The sequence below is a fragment of the Sphingomonas sp. GW821-FHT10F09 genome, from assembly GCF_058809195.1.
On the sequence record NZ_JBXASI010000001.1, the window covers coordinates 1,206,996 to 1,222,817 of the forward strand.

General features: G+C 67.3%; 11 protein-coding genes. 5 read left to right on the plus strand and 6 right to left on the minus strand.

Going from position 1 to position 15,822, the window contains the following annotated elements:
• Nucleotides 1-5: 5 nt before the first annotated feature.
• From AC1RTO_RS05690 to lpdA, 5 genes are all read left to right on the plus strand, one after another.
• Nucleotides 6-500 (plus strand): hypothetical protein, encoded by a 495-nt coding sequence (locus tag AC1RTO_RS05690; RefSeq protein WP_493159893.1) that lies wholly within the window; start codon nucleotides 6-8, stop codon nucleotides 498-500.
• Nucleotides 497-1,381: a succinate--CoA ligase subunit alpha gene (gene sucD / locus AC1RTO_RS05695; RefSeq protein ID WP_293877422.1), complete on the plus strand. Its 885-nt coding sequence runs from the start codon at nucleotides 497-499 to the stop codon at nucleotides 1,379-1,381. Before AC1RTO_RS05690 ends, sucD begins: the two co-directional genes overlap by 4 nt.
• A 156-nt stretch (nucleotides 1,382-1,537) precedes the next feature.
• Nucleotides 1,538-4,510, plus strand: a complete 2,973-nt coding sequence (locus AC1RTO_RS05700) for a 2-oxoglutarate dehydrogenase E1 component (RefSeq protein ID WP_493159894.1) — start codon at nucleotides 1,538-1,540, stop codon at nucleotides 4,508-4,510.
• 46 nt (nucleotides 4,511-4,556) lie between these two features.
• The gene (gene odhB / locus AC1RTO_RS05705) at nucleotides 4,557-5,804 is read left to right on the plus strand and encodes a 2-oxoglutarate dehydrogenase complex dihydrolipoyllysine-residue succinyltransferase (RefSeq protein ID WP_493159895.1); all 1,248 of its coding nucleotides are present in this window, start codon (nucleotides 4,557-4,559) and stop codon (nucleotides 5,802-5,804) included.
• Between the two features lie 131 nt (nucleotides 5,805-5,935).
• Entirely contained in the window at nucleotides 5,936-7,330 is a 1,395-nt protein-coding gene (lpdA, locus tag AC1RTO_RS05710) for a dihydrolipoyl dehydrogenase (RefSeq protein ID WP_493159896.1), read from the plus strand.
• Nucleotides 7,331-7,375: 45 nt separating this feature from the next.
• Here the strand turns inward: lpdA and AC1RTO_RS05715 are convergent, their stop codons facing one another.
• The 6 genes from AC1RTO_RS05715 to glgC form a co-directional block, all read right to left on the minus strand.
• Entirely contained in the window at nucleotides 7,376-8,986 is a 1,611-nt protein-coding gene (locus AC1RTO_RS05715) for a choline dehydrogenase (protein WP_493159897.1), read from the minus strand.
• Nucleotides 8,953-9,585 (minus strand): TetR/AcrR family transcriptional regulator, encoded by a 633-nt coding sequence (locus AC1RTO_RS05720; RefSeq protein ID WP_493159898.1) that lies wholly within the window; start codon nucleotides 9,583-9,585, stop codon nucleotides 8,953-8,955. Before AC1RTO_RS05720 ends, AC1RTO_RS05715 begins: the two co-directional genes overlap by 34 nt.
• Nucleotides 9,586-9,593: 8 nt before the next feature.
• Nucleotides 9,594-11,402, minus strand: a complete 1,809-nt coding sequence (locus AC1RTO_RS05725) for a glycogen debranching protein (RefSeq protein WP_493159899.1) — start codon at nucleotides 11,400-11,402, stop codon at nucleotides 9,594-9,596.
• A 93-nt stretch (nucleotides 11,403-11,495) separates the two neighbouring features.
• Nucleotides 11,496-13,115 (minus strand): alpha-D-glucose phosphate-specific phosphoglucomutase, encoded by a 1,620-nt coding sequence (locus AC1RTO_RS05730; RefSeq protein ID WP_493159900.1) that lies wholly within the window; start codon nucleotides 13,113-13,115, stop codon nucleotides 11,496-11,498.
• Entirely contained in the window at nucleotides 13,112-14,533 is a 1,422-nt protein-coding gene (glgA, locus tag AC1RTO_RS05735; RefSeq protein WP_493160343.1) for a glycogen synthase GlgA, read from the minus strand. Before glgA ends, AC1RTO_RS05730 begins: the two co-directional genes overlap by 4 nt.
• Nucleotides 14,534-14,541: 8 nt before the next feature.
• Complete coding sequence (glgC, locus tag AC1RTO_RS05740; RefSeq protein ID WP_493159901.1) at nucleotides 14,542-15,804, minus strand: glucose-1-phosphate adenylyltransferase; 1,263 nt, start codon at nucleotides 15,802-15,804, stop codon at nucleotides 14,542-14,544.
• Nucleotides 15,805-15,822 lie beyond the last annotated feature (18 nt).

A 15,822-nucleotide genomic window follows, 5' to 3' on the forward strand; every position in this document is an offset into this window, starting at 1 on the left:
ACGTCGTGAGTTACGACCTGCTCGTCTTTGATCCAAGCGCTGCTCCCCGGGATCGGGCGCGGTTCATTGATTGGTATCGGCAACAGACCAATTGGTCCGCCGACATCAATGATGAGGGCTTGTTGTCGGAAGGCTTGCAGTGCTGGCATCGCGCCATGCTGCCAAACTGGCCCGACATGCAGACGGTCGATGACGAGCGGGTCGATGATCCTCACGTGACGGGCTACAGTTTCGGCAAGCATCTGATCTACGTCGATTTCCGTTGGTCGGTTGCAAAAGAGGCATATGAAGCGGTGCGACGTTTGGCGATCGAGCATCGGGTTGGATTTTATGACGTGAGCGGCGACGAGGGGGATGGAGAAATCTATTTTCCGGGCGACGCGCCAATGCCGCCATCGGGTGGCGTCTGGCGTGAGGTTGCCGATAAGTTCAGGTCGCTTGAAATTGATCCAGCGAAGCCGAAGGCGGGCTGGTTCAGCATATTCCGGAGAACGCAATGAGCATCCTCGTCAACAAGAACACCAAGGTCATCACGCAGGGGATGACCGGCGAAACCGGCAGCTTCCATACCAAGGCGGCGCTGGAATATGGTACGCAGATGGTCGGCGGCGTGACGCCGGGCAAGGGCGGGACCGAGCATCTCGGCCTGCCGGTCTACAACACCGTCGCCGAAGCGAAGTCGAAGACCGGCGCTGATGCGTCGGTGATCTACGTGCCGCCGCCCTTCGCTGCGGATTCGATTCTCGAGGCGATCGATGCCGAGATCCCGCTGATCGTCGCGATCACCGAGGGCATTCCGGTGCTCGACATGGTCCGCGTCAAGCGCGCGCTGTCGGGCAGCAAGTCGCGCCTGATCGGCCCGAACTGCCCCGGCGTGCTGACGCCCGGCGAGTGCAAGATCGGCATCATGCCGGGCAGCATCTTCAAGCAGGGCAGCGTCGGCGTCGTCTCGCGCTCCGGCACGCTGACCTATGAGGCGGTGTTCCAGACCTCGAACGCCGGCCTCGGCCAGACCACCGCGGTCGGCATCGGCGGCGATCCGGTCAACGGCACCAACTTCATCGACGTGCTCGAGCTGTTCCTTGCCGACGAGGCGACGCAGTCGATCATCATGATCGGCGAGATCGGCGGCGACGCCGAGGAGCAGGCCGCGCAATTCCTGATCGACGAGGCCAAGCGTGGCCGCAAGAAGCCGATGGCCGGCTTCATCGCGGGTCGTACGGCGCCTCCGGGCCGTCGCATGGGCCATGCCGGCGCGATCGTGTCGGGCGGCAAGGGCGATGCCGAGAGCAAGATCGCGGCGATGGAAGCTGCCGGGATCAAGGTCGCGGCGAGCCCCAGCGAACTGGGTTCGACGCTGCTCGAGGTGTTGAACGGTTAAACCATTACCCCTCTCCCATCGGGAGAGGGAGGGAGCGGCGGAGCCGCGGAAGGGTGAGGGCAGGTGGGCCTTCCCCTTCGACCCTCACCCTCCCACCGCCCTGCGGGCAGTGGGCCCCTCCCTCTCCCATCGGGAGAGGGAAATAGGAAGAAGACCATGGGCTACGAAGGTCAGGATTTCGGCGACATCGCATCCGGCGTGTCGCCTGCGTTCATCGAAGCGCTCTACGCCAAGTATCAGGCCGACCAGTCGTCGGTCGATCTCGGCTGGCGCGGGTTCTTCGAGGGGCTGGAGGGCGGCACCGGCGGTCCGAGCTGGACCAACAAGCGCTGGCCGCTGACCACGACCGACGACCTGACCGCGGGCCTCGACCCGACGCAGATGGAGCCCGCGCCCAAGCCCGCCAGGGGCGGCAAGTCCGCCGCGGCGCCTGCGGCTGCGCCGTCCAAGGACGATATCATCAAGGCGGCCGGCGACGCGATCCGCGCGCAGCTGCTGATCCGCACCTATCGCGTCCGCGGCCACCTCGCCGCCAATCTCGATCCGCTCGGCCTGTCGCACCGCGACATGCCCGAGGATCTGCGCACCGAATATCACGGTTTCACCGACGCCGACCTCGATCGGCCGATCTATCTCGGCGGGACGCTGGGCTTCGAATGGGCGACCGTCCGCGAACTGGTCGATACGCTGCGCCGCAATTACTGCGGCAACGTCGGCCTCGAATACATGCACATCGTCGATGTCGAGGAGCGCCGCTTCCTGCAGGACCGCATGGAGGGCAAGGACAAGGCGATCGAATTCAGCGTCGATGGCAAGAAGGCGATCCTCAGCAAGGTCATCGAGGCCGAGCAGTGGGAGAAGTTCCTCGGCAAGAAGTATGTCGGGACGAAGCGCTTCGGCCTCGACGGCGGCGAGAGCATGATCCCGGCGCTGGAAAGCGTCATCAAGTACGGCGGTCAGGCCGGCGTGCGCGAGATGGTGTTTGGCATGGCGCATCGCGGCCGGCTGAACGTGCTCGCCAACGTCATGGCGAAGCCGCTGCGCGTGATCTTCCACGAATTCGCGGGCGGATCGGCGCAGCCCGACGAGATCGGCGGATCGGGCGACGTGAAATATCACCTCGGCACCTCGACCGACCGTGAGTTCGACGGCCACAAGGTCCATATGTCGCTGGTCGCCAACCCGTCGCACCTCGAGGCGGCGGACCCGGTCGTGCTTGGCAAGACGCGTGCGATCCAGACGATCGCCAACGATCTCAAGGACCACACCGGCGCGCTGCCCGTGCTGATCCACGGCGACGCGGCGTTCGCGGGGCAGGGGATCGTCTGGGAATGCCTCGGCTTCTCGGGCATCCGCGGCTACAACACCGGCGGCTGCGTCCACTTCATCATCAACAATCAGGTTGGCTTCACCACCAGCCCGCAGTTCGCGCGCTCGTCGCCCTATCCGTCGGACGTGGCGAAGGGCGTGCAGGCGCCGGTGTTCCACGTCAACGGCGACGACCCCGAGGCGGTGACCTTCGCCACCAAGATGGCGATCGAATTCCGTCAGAAGTTCCACCGCGATATCGTCATCGACATGTGGTGCTACCGCCGCTTCGGCCATAACGAGGGCGACGAGCCGGGCTTCACCCAGCCGCTGATGTACAACAAAATCCGGTCGCACCCCGGGGTCAGCGAGATCTACGGCAAGCGCCTGATCCAGGAAGGCGTGATCGACCAGGCGTGGCTGGACGAGAAGGTCCATCAGTTCACGACCTTGCTCGAAGGCGAGTTCGAGGCGGGCGCGAGCTACAAGCCGAACAAGGCGGACTGGTTCGCCGGTCGCTGGTCCGGCCTGTCGGCGCCGACCGATGGCGGCACCGAACGGCGCAACGTCGAAACCGGCATCGAGCTCAAGCTGTTCGACGCGCTCGGCCGGACGCTGACGACGGTGCCGGAGGGTATCCAGATCCACAAGACGCTGTCGCGCGTGATCGACGCCAAGCGGCAGATGTTCACCACGGGCGCGAATTTCGACTGGGCGACCGGCGAGGCGCTGGCGTTCGGGTCGCTGCTGTCGGAAGGCTATGGCGTCCGCTTGTCGGGCCAGGATTCGGGTCGCGGCACCTTCTCACAGCGGCACGCGGTGTGGGTCGACCAGACCGACGAGCACAAATACGTGCCGCTGACGACGGTCGAGCATGGCCGCTTTGAGGTGCTCGACAGCCCGCTGTCGGAATATGGCGTGCTCGGCTTCGAATATGGCTATGCGCTCGCCGACCCCAAGACGCTGGTGATGTGGGAGGCGCAGTTCGGCGATTTCGTTAACGGCGCGCAGATCATGATCGACCAGTTCATCACGAGCGGCGAGTCCAAGTGGCTGCGCGCCAACGGCCTCGTGATGCTGCTGCCGCATGGCTACGAAGGGCAGGGCCCGGAGCATAGCTCGGCACGTCCCGAGCGCTTCCTGCAGAATTGCGCGCAGGACAATATCCAGGTCGCGAACTGCACCACACCGGCGAACTATTTCCACCTGCTGCGCCGGCAGATGCACCGCAATTTCCGTAAACCCCTGATCGTGATGACGCCCAAGTCGCTGCTCCGCCACAAGCTGGCAGTGTCGGCCGCAGCCGATTTCCAGGGCGACAGCCACTTCAAGCGCATCCTGTCCGACACCAACGGTGCGGCGGATGCGGAGACGAAGCGGCTGGTGCTCTGCACCGGCAAGGTCGCCTACGACCTGATCGAGGCGCGCAACGCCGCGGGCGATACGGATACGCAGATCGTCCGCATCGAGCAGCTCTATCCGTTCCCGGGCGATGCACTCGCCCGCCGGATCGCGCGGATGCCGCAGCTGCAGGACGTGGTGTGGGCGCAGGAAGAGCCGAAGAACAACGGCTACTGGTTCTTCGTCGAGCCGCTGATCGAGGAATCGCTGACGGCCGCGAACTGCGCCGTGAAGCGCGCGCGCTACGCGGGCCGGCAGGCGTCCGCCTCGCCCGCGACCGGCCTGATGAAGCGGCATACCGCGGAGCAGGGTGCGCTGGTCGCCGATGCGCTCGGCCACAATGTCCGCGAGGAAATCCGCCGCACCCGCAGCGAGAGTTCGACGACCACCGCCCGCCCCACGCAGGCGCCCAGCAGCTAAGAACGTTACCGACTACACCCCCTCCCCGGGGTAGAAGGATTGAGAGATGGCAACCGAAGTCACCGTCCCCGTATTGGGCGAATCGATCACCGAAGCGACCGTCGGCGAATGGCTGAAGCAGCCCGGCGACCCCGTGAAGGTCGATGAGCCGATCGCCAGCCTCGAAACCGACAAGGTGTCGGTCGAGGTGCCGTCCCCCGTCGCCGGCGTGATGGGCCAGCATGCGGTACAGGTCGGCGACACCGTACAGGTCGGCGCGATGCTCGCGACGATCGACGCCGGTGACGGCTCGGCCGCCGCGGCGCCTGCTCCGGCAGCGGCACCCGCTGCCGCCCCCGCGCCGGCTGCTGCGCCTGCACCGGCCGCTCCGGCTCCGGCTGCTCAGCCCGAGGCATCGAGCGATTCCCCCGCTGCGCTGTCGCCTTCGGTGCGCCGTGCCGTGCTGGAATACGGCCTCGACCCGGCGTCGATCACCGGCACCGGCAAGGACGGCCGGATCACCAAGGAGGACGTCGCTGCAGCGGCCGCGTCCAAGCCTGCCGCCGCACCGGCACCCGCCGCGGCACCGGCGCTTGCCGCCGCCCCGACGGGTGGTCGCAAGGAAGAGCGCGTCAAGATGACGCGCCTGCGCCAGACGATCGCCAAGCGCCTGAAGGAGGCGCAGAACACCGCCGCGATGCTGACGACGTTCAACGACGTCGACATGACCGCGGTGATCGAGGCGCGCGCCAAGTACAAGGACCTGTTCGAGAAGAAGCATGGCGTCCGCCTCGGCTTCATGGGCTTCTTCGTGAAGGCCGCGACGATGGCGCTGAAGGACATTCCGTCGGTCAACGCCAGCATCGAGGGCGACGAGATCGTCTATCACGATTATGCCGATATCTCGGTCGCGGTGTCGTCGCCCGGCGGTCTCGTCGTGCCGGTGATCCGCGATGCGCAGGACCTGACCGTCGCGGGGATCGAGAAGACGATCGGCGATTTCGGCAAGCGCGCCAAGGACGGCACGCTGAAGATGGACGAGATGAAGGGCGGCACCTTCACCATCTCGAACGGCGGCGTGTTCGGCTCGCTGATGTCGACCCCGATCATCAACCCGCCGCAGTCGGCGGTGCTCGGCCTGCACCGGATCGAGGATCGCCCGGTCGTCCGCGACGGCCAGGTCGTGGTGCGCCCGATGATGTACCTGGCGCTGAGCTACGATCACCGCCTGATCGACGGTCGCGAGGCGGTGACCTTCCTCGTCGCGCTCAAGAATGCGATCGAGGATCCGACGCGCATCCTGATCGACCTGTAACGCCCGTCCACGCACCAACCACCCCGGCGGAGGCCGGGGTCCAGTTGGGAAGGTGGTGGTGACGAAGCGCCACGCTCTTCCCATATGTTACCCAACTGGGCCCCGGCCTCCGCCGGGGATGTGAGAAGATCATGGCAGATACCTACGACTATGACGTCCTCGTGATCGGCGCCGGCCCGGGCGGCTATGTCGCCGCGATCCGTGCCGCGCAGCTCGGGCTGAAGACCGCCTGCGTCGAGAGCCGCGAGACGCTGGGCGGCACCTGCCTCAACGTCGGGTGTATCCCGTCGAAGGCGATGCTGCACGCGTCGGAATATTATGATGCCGCCGCGAACGGCACGATGGCCAAGATGGGCATCAAGGTCACCGCCGAGCTCGATCTCGACACGATGCACGCGCAGCGCCGCGATGCGGTGAAGCAGTTGACCGGCGGCATCGAATATCTGTTCAAGAAGAACAAGGTCGAATGGCTGAAGGGCCGCGCCAGCTTCACCGGCAAGGATACGCTGGACGTCGCCGGCAAGTCCGTGCGCGCCAAGAACATCGTCATCGCGACCGGTTCGTCGGTCACACCGCTGGCCGGGGTCGAGGTCGACCAGAAGGTCGTCGTCGACAGCACCGGCGCGCTGGAGCTGGCCAAGGTGCCGCAGCATCTGGTCGTGATCGGTGGCGGCGTCATCGGGCTCGAGCTCGGCAGCGTCTGGCGCCGGCTCGGCGCGAAGGTGACCGTGGTCGAATATCTCGACCAGATCCTGCCCGGCTTCGATGGCGACGTCCGCAAGGAAGCGCAGAAGATCTTCAAGAAGCAGGGCATGGAGTTCAAGCTGTCGACGAAGGTCACCGGCGTGACCGTGTCGGGCGACACCGCGACGCTGACGGTCGAACCCGCCGCGGGCGGCGAGGCACAGACGATCGAGGCAGACAGCGTGCTGCTCGCCATCGGCCGCAAGCCGAACACCGACGGCCTCAACCTCAAGGCGGCCGGCCTGGCGGTCAACGGCCGTGGCCAGGTGGAGATCGACCATGATTTCGCCACCAGCGTCCCCGGCATCTGGGCGATCGGCGACGTCGCGCCCGGCCTGATGCTCGCGCACAAGGCCGAGGACGAAGGCATTGCGGTCGCCGAGAATATCGCCGGCCTGACCGGCATCGTGAACCACGACATCATTCCGAGCGTCGTCTACACGATGCCCGAATTCGCCGGCGTCGGCCTGACCGAGGAAGCCGCCAAGGCGAAGGGCGAGATCAAGGTCGGCAAGTTCCCGATGATGGCGAACAGCCGTGCCAAGACCAACCATGAGCCGGACGGCTTCGTGAAGATCATCGCCGATGCCAAGACCGACCGCGTCGTCGGCGTCTGGGCGATCGCCAGCGTTGCCGGCACGATGATCGCGCAGGCCGCACAGGCGATGGAGTTCGGCGCGACCAGCGAGGATATCGCCTACACCTGCCATGCGCATCCGACGCATTCGGAAGCGATCAAGGAAGCGGCGATGGCGGTGACCGGCAAGCCGATCCACATCTGATGACTGCCGGCGCGGGTTCCATCGACCCGCGCCGGCCGCGAGCGCTCAGGCGGCGGCTTGCAGCATGGTGCCCCGGATCATGTCGGCGGCCTTTTCCGCGATCATGATCGTCGGCGCGTTGGTGTTGCCGCTGACCAGCGACGGCATGACCGAGGCGTCGATCACGCGCAGGCCGTCGATCCCGCGCACCCGCAGCGATCCGTCCACCACGGCGTTGCGATCGTCGCCCATCCGGCAGGTGCCGACCGGGTGATAGATAGTCTCCGCGGTGGCACGCACCCAGGCATCGATCGCGTCGTCGCTGCGCACGTCCGCCCCCGGTGCCAGTTCGGCGTCGCGATAGGGATCGAGCGCCGCCTGGGCCGCGACCTCGCGCCCGATCTTCACGGATTCGCGCAGCACGCGGCGATCCTCCGGCGTCGCGAGATAGTTCGCCTCGATCAGCGGATCGGCGAGCGGATCGGCCGATTGCAGCCCGATACGGCCGCGGCTTTCCGGGCGCAGCTGGCACAGGTGGAGTGAGAAGCCGTCCTCGGTCGCCTTGGCCTTGCCGTGATCGCGCATGATCGCGAGCACGGCGTGGATCTGGATATCGGGATGCTCAAGCCCGGTGCGCGAGGGGATGAAGGCGCCCGTCTCCAGGAAATTCTGCCGGCCGACGCCCTTGCCGGTGAGTGCGTAGCGCAGGCCGACGCCGAGCTGGCGCAGGCCCTTTACCTCGCTGAACACGGTCCGCAGGCCGCGGCTGCGCCAGTTCATGATGACGTCTAGGTGATCCTGCAGGTTCTCGCCGACGCCGGGCAGGTCGTGCACCGCAGGTACGCCCGCCGCGCGCAGCCGTTCGGGATCGCCGATGCCGGAGAGCTGTAGCAGTTGCGGCGACTGCACCGCACCGGTGGCGACCAGCACTTCGGCCCGCGCGTCCGCCTGAAGCAACGTCCGTCCGACGGCATAATCCACCCCGATCGCGTGGCCGCGCTCGATGCGGATACGGGTCGTCCGCGCACCGGTCGCGATGGTGAGGTTGGGGCGGCCGAGTGCGGGGACCAGATAGGCTTCGGCCGCGGTCCAGCGCCGGCCGTCGCCGATCGTCAGGTCATAGGGGCCGAATCCTTCGGGTGCGGCGCCGTTGAAATCGTCGGTGACCGGATAGCCCGCCTGCCGTCCGGCCTCGATGAAGGCGGCGTTGAACGGGCTGTCGCTCTCGCCCGCCGAGACGCGCAACGGGCCTGCGCTGCCGTGCAGGTCGCCGCCGCGATGATGGCCCTCCAGCTTGCGGAAATAGGGGAGGACGTCGTCCCAGCCCCATCCGGCAAGGCCCGCCTGTCGCCAGCGGTCATAGTCGCGCGGGTGGCCGCGCGAATAGATCATGCCGTTGATCGCCGAGCTGCCACCCAGACCGCGACCGCGCGGCCACCACAGGCGCCGGCCGTCCAGATGCGGTTCCGCGGCGGTCCAGAATCCCCAATTGTGCTTGCTCTTCGCCTTGATGAGTTCGCCGACCCCCGCCGGCATGCGCACCAGCAGCTCGCGATTGCGCCCACCCGCCTCGATCAGCAGCACGCTCGCCGCCGGGTCTTCGGACAGGCGCGCGGCGAGGACGCAGCCGGCCGAACCGCCGCCTATGACGATATAGTCGAAACTCCCTTTGGACATGTTCTCTCCTGTGCGGCCGTCGGGGCCGTCGTATCGGTGGGCGGGTAGCAGAGGAGGGCGATCATCTCCTCCATCAGCGTGGCGCGATCGAGCTCGGGCGCGTGGACCTTGCTGAGGCCGAGCGTCATCAGCGCATAGGCCCGCACCATCGCGTCATGCCGGTCGAGGCGATTGGCCTGCAGGCAAGCGACGAGGAAACCGATCACCTGTTCGTCGTGCCGTTCGACCGCGTCGCGGGCGCGCGGGTCGCTCTCCGCCCAGGCCCGCATCGCGATCGACAGGCGCGACATGCCACGCCGGCGGACGACGTGCGCGAGCAGGCGGATGCGGCCGACCGGATCGGCCTCCGCGCGAGCGATCGCGTCGATCAGCTCGGCAATCTGCGCGCCCGCGAAATAGTCGGCGAGTTGACCCTGATAGCCGTCGAAGTCGGTGAAATGGTGATAGAAGCTGCCGGTCGATACGCGCAATTCGCCGGCAAGCGGGCGCAGCTTCAGCGCCCGCAGCCCGCCACGGCGGAGCAGGGACTGCCCCGCCTCCAGCCAGTCGCGGGGCGACAGGTCCGCAGCGCGCGATGATACCGGGTCGCTCGTCACCATGACGAATGTTATGCCGGCCGGGACGGACGGTAAAGGGGCTGCCGGCTCTCGATGCCGGTACGGTGCAGCAGCGCGACGTCGCGCCGGCGCCGGTCGATCCGCAGTGCTACGTCGCCGATGCGCAGCTCGAACCCGTCGGCGCCGTCCCAGTCGGTCGCGCGCATCGGTTCGCCGTCGAGCCGGCGCCAGTCCGGTGCGGGATAGGGGGCGACGCCATCGAGGCGGTGGCGCGCGCGGAACTCCGCGAGTGCCACCACGAAGGTTTCCAGATCCCGGTCGCGCCGCTCCCAGTCGACCCAGCCGATCGCATTGTCCTGCGCGTAGGCGTTGTTGTTGCCGCGCTGGCTGCGGCCGAACTCGTCGCCGGCGGTCAGCATGATCGTGCCGCGCGAGGCGAACAGCGTCGCGAGCAAGGCCCTTGCGTCGCCATTGCGGCGCGACAGGACGGCTGGATCGTCGGTCGGGCCTTCGGCGCCGTTGTTCCAGCTGTGATTGTCGCCATGGCCATCGCGATTGTCCTCGCCATTGGCATGGTTGTGGCGTTCGGCGAACGCAACCGTGTCGACGAGTGTGAAGCCGTCGTGCGCCGCGATGAAATTGACGGTGCGCGTCGCGCCGGGGCCGAACAGGTCGTCCGATCCGGCAATCCGCGTCGCCAGCGCACCGGCGGCCCCGTCGCCGCGCCAGAAGCGGCGGACATCGTCGCGATAGCGGTCGTTCCATTCGAGCCAGTCGGCCGGGAACTCGCCGAGGCGGTAGCCGCCCGGCCCGATGTCCCAGGGCTCGGCGATCATGATGCGGTCGGCGAGCAGGGGATCGGCCGCGATCTCCGCGAAGATCGGCGCATGGGGATCGAAGCCGGGAGAGCGCGCCAGCACCGGCGCGAGGTCGAAGCGGAAACCGTCGACGCCCAGAGCGGCGAAGTGGCGCAGGCTGGCGAGGATCAGCGCGCGCACCTCGGGCCGGCCGCAATCGAGCGTGTTGCCGGTCCCGGTGTCGTTTATCAGCGTGCCGTCGGGCCCGTGAGCGTAATAGAGCGCCTCGTCCAGCCGGCGCATCGACAGCTTCGGGCCGTGTACGTCGCTCTCGCCCGTATGGTTGAACACGAGGTCGAGGATCACGCCGATCCCGGCCGCGCGCAGGGTGGCGACGGTGTCGCGCAATTCGGCGACGCCGCCCGGGGCAAGGCGCGGATCGATCGCCATCGGCACGACCGGATTATAGCCCCAGGCGTTGGTCAGCCCCAGCGCGGGCAGGTGCCGTTCGTCGATCCACGCGACGATCGGCATCAATTCGATCGCGGCGACCCGCAGCCGTTGCAGGTGCGCGATCACCGAAGGGTGCGCCAGCGCCGCGATCGTGCCGCGTTGTGCCACAGGCACGTCCGGATGCAGCATCGTGAAACCGCGGACGTTGAGTTCGTAGATCAGCCCGCCGGGTGCGAACAGCGGGGCGCCGGCCGGTTGCGGGACGGTTGGCGTGGGGACGATCGCGCGGGGGACGAGCGAGGTGGTGTCGACCCCGGCTTCCCCGAGCGCGGGACCGTATCGAAAGGGACGATCGAGTTCGACCGCATGGGGATCGACCAGCAGCTTGGCGGGATCGACTGCGGTACGGTAGCCGTAGCACTGGCCGGGACGGACGCTGGGGACGTCAGCCGACCAGATGCCGCCCGTGCCGGTCATGGCGATGCGCCGTTCGCCGCTGGCGTCGAACAGGCACAAGGTCGCTTCGGTCGCCGAACGGATGGCGAAGCGGGTGCCGGCATCATGGGCGTGCGCGCCGAGCGCGGGAACGGTGGAATCCTGGCTGGTCATGCTGTCCCCCGGCGCGCCTGTGCCGCCCGCGGGACTATGCGGGGCGGTGGCTCCCGGAACAAGTCCGGGGCCGGGACTCGGCAGAAACTGCGCTTACGTCACCACGTCCGGCGCGGTGCGGCCGGTATGGCGCGTAATGCCGGCGATCTCGTCCGCCGCCGCGACGATGTCGGCGAGCATGTCGCCCGTCTCGCGGTCGAGGTCCCCGGACGCGGGTTCGTAGCGTTCGAGGTAGACGCGCAGGGTGGCACCGGTGGTGCCGGTGCCGGACAGGCGGAACACGACGCGGTTGCCGCCTTCGAACAGGATGCGGACGCCCTGGTTGCGGCTGACCGAGCCGTCGGTCGGATCGGTATAGGCGAAATCATCCGCGCCGGCGATCGTCAGCCCGGACACCTGCACGCCCGCCAGCGTCTCGAGCTTGCCGCGCAATTCGGTCATCAGCGCATCCGCGCGCTCCGTCTCGACGCCTTCGTAATCGTGGCGGGCGTAATAGTTGCGACCATAGGTCGCCCAATGGTCGCGGGCGATCGCATCGACCGAGGCGCCGCGCGCCGCGAGGATGTTGAGCCACAGCAGCACCGCCCACAGGCCGTCCTTTTCACGGACATGGTCCGACCCGGTGCCGGCGCTTTCCTCGCCGCAGATCGTCACCATGCCGGCGTCGAGCAGGTTGCCGAAGAACTTCCACCCCGTCGGCGTCTCGAACACCGGCACGCCGAGCTTGTCCGCAACGCGATCCGCGGCGGCACTGGTCGGCATCGACCGCGCGATCCCCTTCAGCCCGGCGGCATAGCCGGGGGCAAGATGCGCATTGGCGGCGAGCATCGCGAGGCTGTCGGACGGGGTGACGAAGCGGCCGCGGCCGATGATGAGGTTGCGGTCGCCGTCCCCGTCGGAGGCTGCGCCGAAATCGGGCGCGTCCGCCGCCATCATCGTCTCGTACAACGCATGCGCATGGACGAGGTTGGGATCGGGATGATGGCCGCCGAAATCCTCCAGCGGCGTGCCGTTGCGCACGGTGCCGGCCGCGAAGCCGAGCCGCCGTTCCAGGATTTCCGTCGCATAGGGACCGGTGATCGCGTTCATCGCGTCGAACGCCATGGTCAGGCCGGCGGCACGGATCGCGGGAAAATCGAACAGTGTCTCCATCAGCGCCGCATAATCGGTGACCGGATCGATCACCTCGACCGTCATCGCGCCGACCGTCACCTCACCAAGGGCATCGAGATCGAGATCGTCCGTATCGACCGTCAGCCAGCGATCGATCGTCTTCGTCCGCGCGTAGAGCGCGTCGGTGACCTGCTCGGGCGCGGGGCCGCCATTGGCGATATTATATTTGATCCCGAAATCCTCGTCGGGACCGCCGGGATTGTGGCTTGCCGACAGCACCAGCCCGCCCAGCGCCTCGCGGATGCGGATCAGGTGGCTCGCCGCTGGTGTCGAGAGCAGCCCGCCGCGTCCGACCACGACGCGGGCGAAGCCGTTCGCCGCGGCGATACGGATCGCCTTGTGGATCACCTCGCGGTTGAGGAAGCGGCCGTCGCCGCCGATCACCAGCGTCGCACCCGCCTTGCCGTCGATCACGTCGAAGACCGACTGGACGAAGTTCTCGGCATAGTTCGGCTGCTGGAACACCTTCACCTTCTTGCGCAGGCCGGAGGTTCCCGGCTTCTGATCGGTGTAGGGCGTGGTCGCGACGGTCGTGGTCATGCGGCTCCTGTCAGGCTCTTGTACAGTTCGGCGTAGCGGCGACCGCTTTCCGCCCATGAAAAATCGGCGCGCATCCCGTTGCGCTGGATCGTGCACCACAGGTCGGGCCGTGCATAGGCGGTGATCGTCCGGCGGATCGCATGCGCAAGCGTGTGATAGCCGGTTTCGCCGTGCTGGAAACCGGTCGCGACCCCGGCCGCAAGCGCCGCCGCATTCGCATCGATCACCGTGTCCGCCAGCCCGCCGGTTCGAGCGACGACGGGGACGCAACCATAGGCGAGGCCGTAGAGCTGGGTCAGCCCGCACGGTTCGAACCGCGACGGGATCAGGATCGCGTCGGCGCCGCCCTGCAACAGGTGCGACAGCGGCTCGTCATAGCCGATCGTCACCCCGATCCGCCCCGGATGCCGCGCCGCGGCGGCGAGGAACGCCGCCTCCAGATGCGCATCGCCCGAACCGAGCAGCGCCAGCCGCCCGCCGAGCGACACCAGTTCGTCGAGGCACTGGACGAGCACATCCATGCCCTTCTGCCAGGTCAGCCGGCTGATAACGGTGAAAATCGGTCCGTCGCCCGTGTCCAGGCCGAACATCGCCTCGACCGCACGCTTGTTCGCCTTGCGGCGGGCGAGTGCACGCGCGGTGTAGCGGCTGGGCAGCGCCGTGTCGGTCTCCGGGTTCCACACCGCCGGATCGATGCCGTTGACGATGCCGTGCACCCGGCCGCGCCGCGTCTCGATCAGCCCTTCCAGCCCCATGCCGAACCGGCCCTCACGGATCTCGGCGGCATAGGTCGGGCTGACGGTGGTGATCGCATCGGCGGATTCGAGACCCGCCTTGAGGAAGCCGACGCCGCCATAATATTCGACACCGTCGATCGCATAAGCGGCGTCGGGCAGGCCGAGTTCGGCAAAGATCTCCGCACCGAACTGCCCCTGGAACGCGATATTGTGCACGGTCATCACGCTCGCGACCGGCCGCGCCTCCACCGGGCGATAGCGCAGATAGGCGGGCGCCAGCGCCGCCTGCCAATCGTGTGCGTGCAGCAGGTCGAACCGCATGCCGTCCGCCACCTCCGCCGCCGCCCGCGACAGCGCGGCGAAGCGCCGCCAGTCGTCGTCCGCCCCGTACAATCCGCCCGTGCGGGCGAACAGGGCAGGGGCATCGAGCACCAGCAGCGGATGCACCCCGATCTTCGCGGACAGCAACCGTGCCTCCGCGCCCATCAGGTCCTTCCACCGGTGGACGACCTTCGCGCCCTTCACCGCCTTGCCCACCGCGGGATAGCCCGGGATCAGCGTCGTCGTCGCAACGCCATGCGGCGTCAGCGCATCCGGCAGCGCGCCGACGACATCGGCGAGCCCGCCCGTCTTGACGAGTGGAAACGCCTCCGACGCGACGGAGAGGACCTTCAGCGGCACGTCGGCGGTCACGATTGCAGGCGGTCGATCATTGGTTGCGTGATGAGGCAGATGCCCTTGTCCGTCCGGCGGAAGCGGCGGCCATCCAGCTCGGGGTCCTCGCCGACGACGAGTCCGTCGGGGATGACGACGCCGCGGTCGAGTACGACGCGCTTCAGCTGTGCGTTGCGGCCGATATGGCAATATGGGAGGACGACGGCCTCATCCAGCGACGAGAAACTGTGCGCGCGGACGCCGGTGGACAACAGGCTGCGCTGGATCGACGATCCCGACACGATGCAATTGCCCGAGACGAGGCTCGACACCGCCGAGCCGCGGCGACCGTCCTCGTCATGGACGAACTTGGCCGGCGGGGTGATCTCCGAATAGGTCCACAGCGGCCATTCGTGATCGTAGACGTCGAGCTGCGGGATGACGTCGGTGAGGTCGATGTTCGCCTCCCAATAGGCATCCACGGTGCCGACATCGCGCCAGTAAGCGGCGGGTTCCTCGCTGGTCCGCACGCAACTGGCGGAGAAGCGGTGCGCCTGCGCGTGGCCGTGCTTGACGAGATAGGGGATGATGTCCTTCCCGAAATCGCGCGCCGATCCCGGCGTGTCGGCATCGCGGCGCAATTCCTCGATCAGGAATTTGGTGCGGAAGACATAGATGCCGAGGCTGGCGAGCGCGGTGTCGGGCTGGCCAGGGATCGAGGGCGGATCGGCGGGCTTCTCGACGAAATCGATGATCCGGTCGGTTTCGTCGACGTGCATCACGCCGAACGCCACCGCCTCCATCCGCGGCACCTCCATACAGGCGACGGTAACGTCGGCACCGCTGTTGCAATGCTGCTGGAGCATTACCTCGTAATCCATCTTGTAGATGTGATCGCCCGCCAGGATCACCATATATTCGACGTTATACGCCTCGATGATGTCGATGTTCTGGAATACGGCATCGGCGGTACCCTCATACCACTGGAACTCGCTGACGCGCTGCGAGGCGGGCAGGATGTCGAAGCTCTCGTTGCGTTCGGGGCGCAGGAAGTTCCAGCCGCGCTGGAGATGGCGGATCAGCGAATGCGCCTTGTACTGCGTCGCGACGCCGATGCGGCGGATGCCCGAATTGATCGCGTTCGACAGCGCGAAATCGATGATCCGGCTCTTGCCGCCGAAATAGACCGCCGGCTTGGCGCGCGTGTCGGTCAGCTCCATCAGCCGGCTGCCGCGCCCGCCTGCCAGCACATATGCCATCGCGTCGCGCGACAGCGGCTGTCCTCGTCTGTCTACCATTCGCACCCTCCTGTTGTC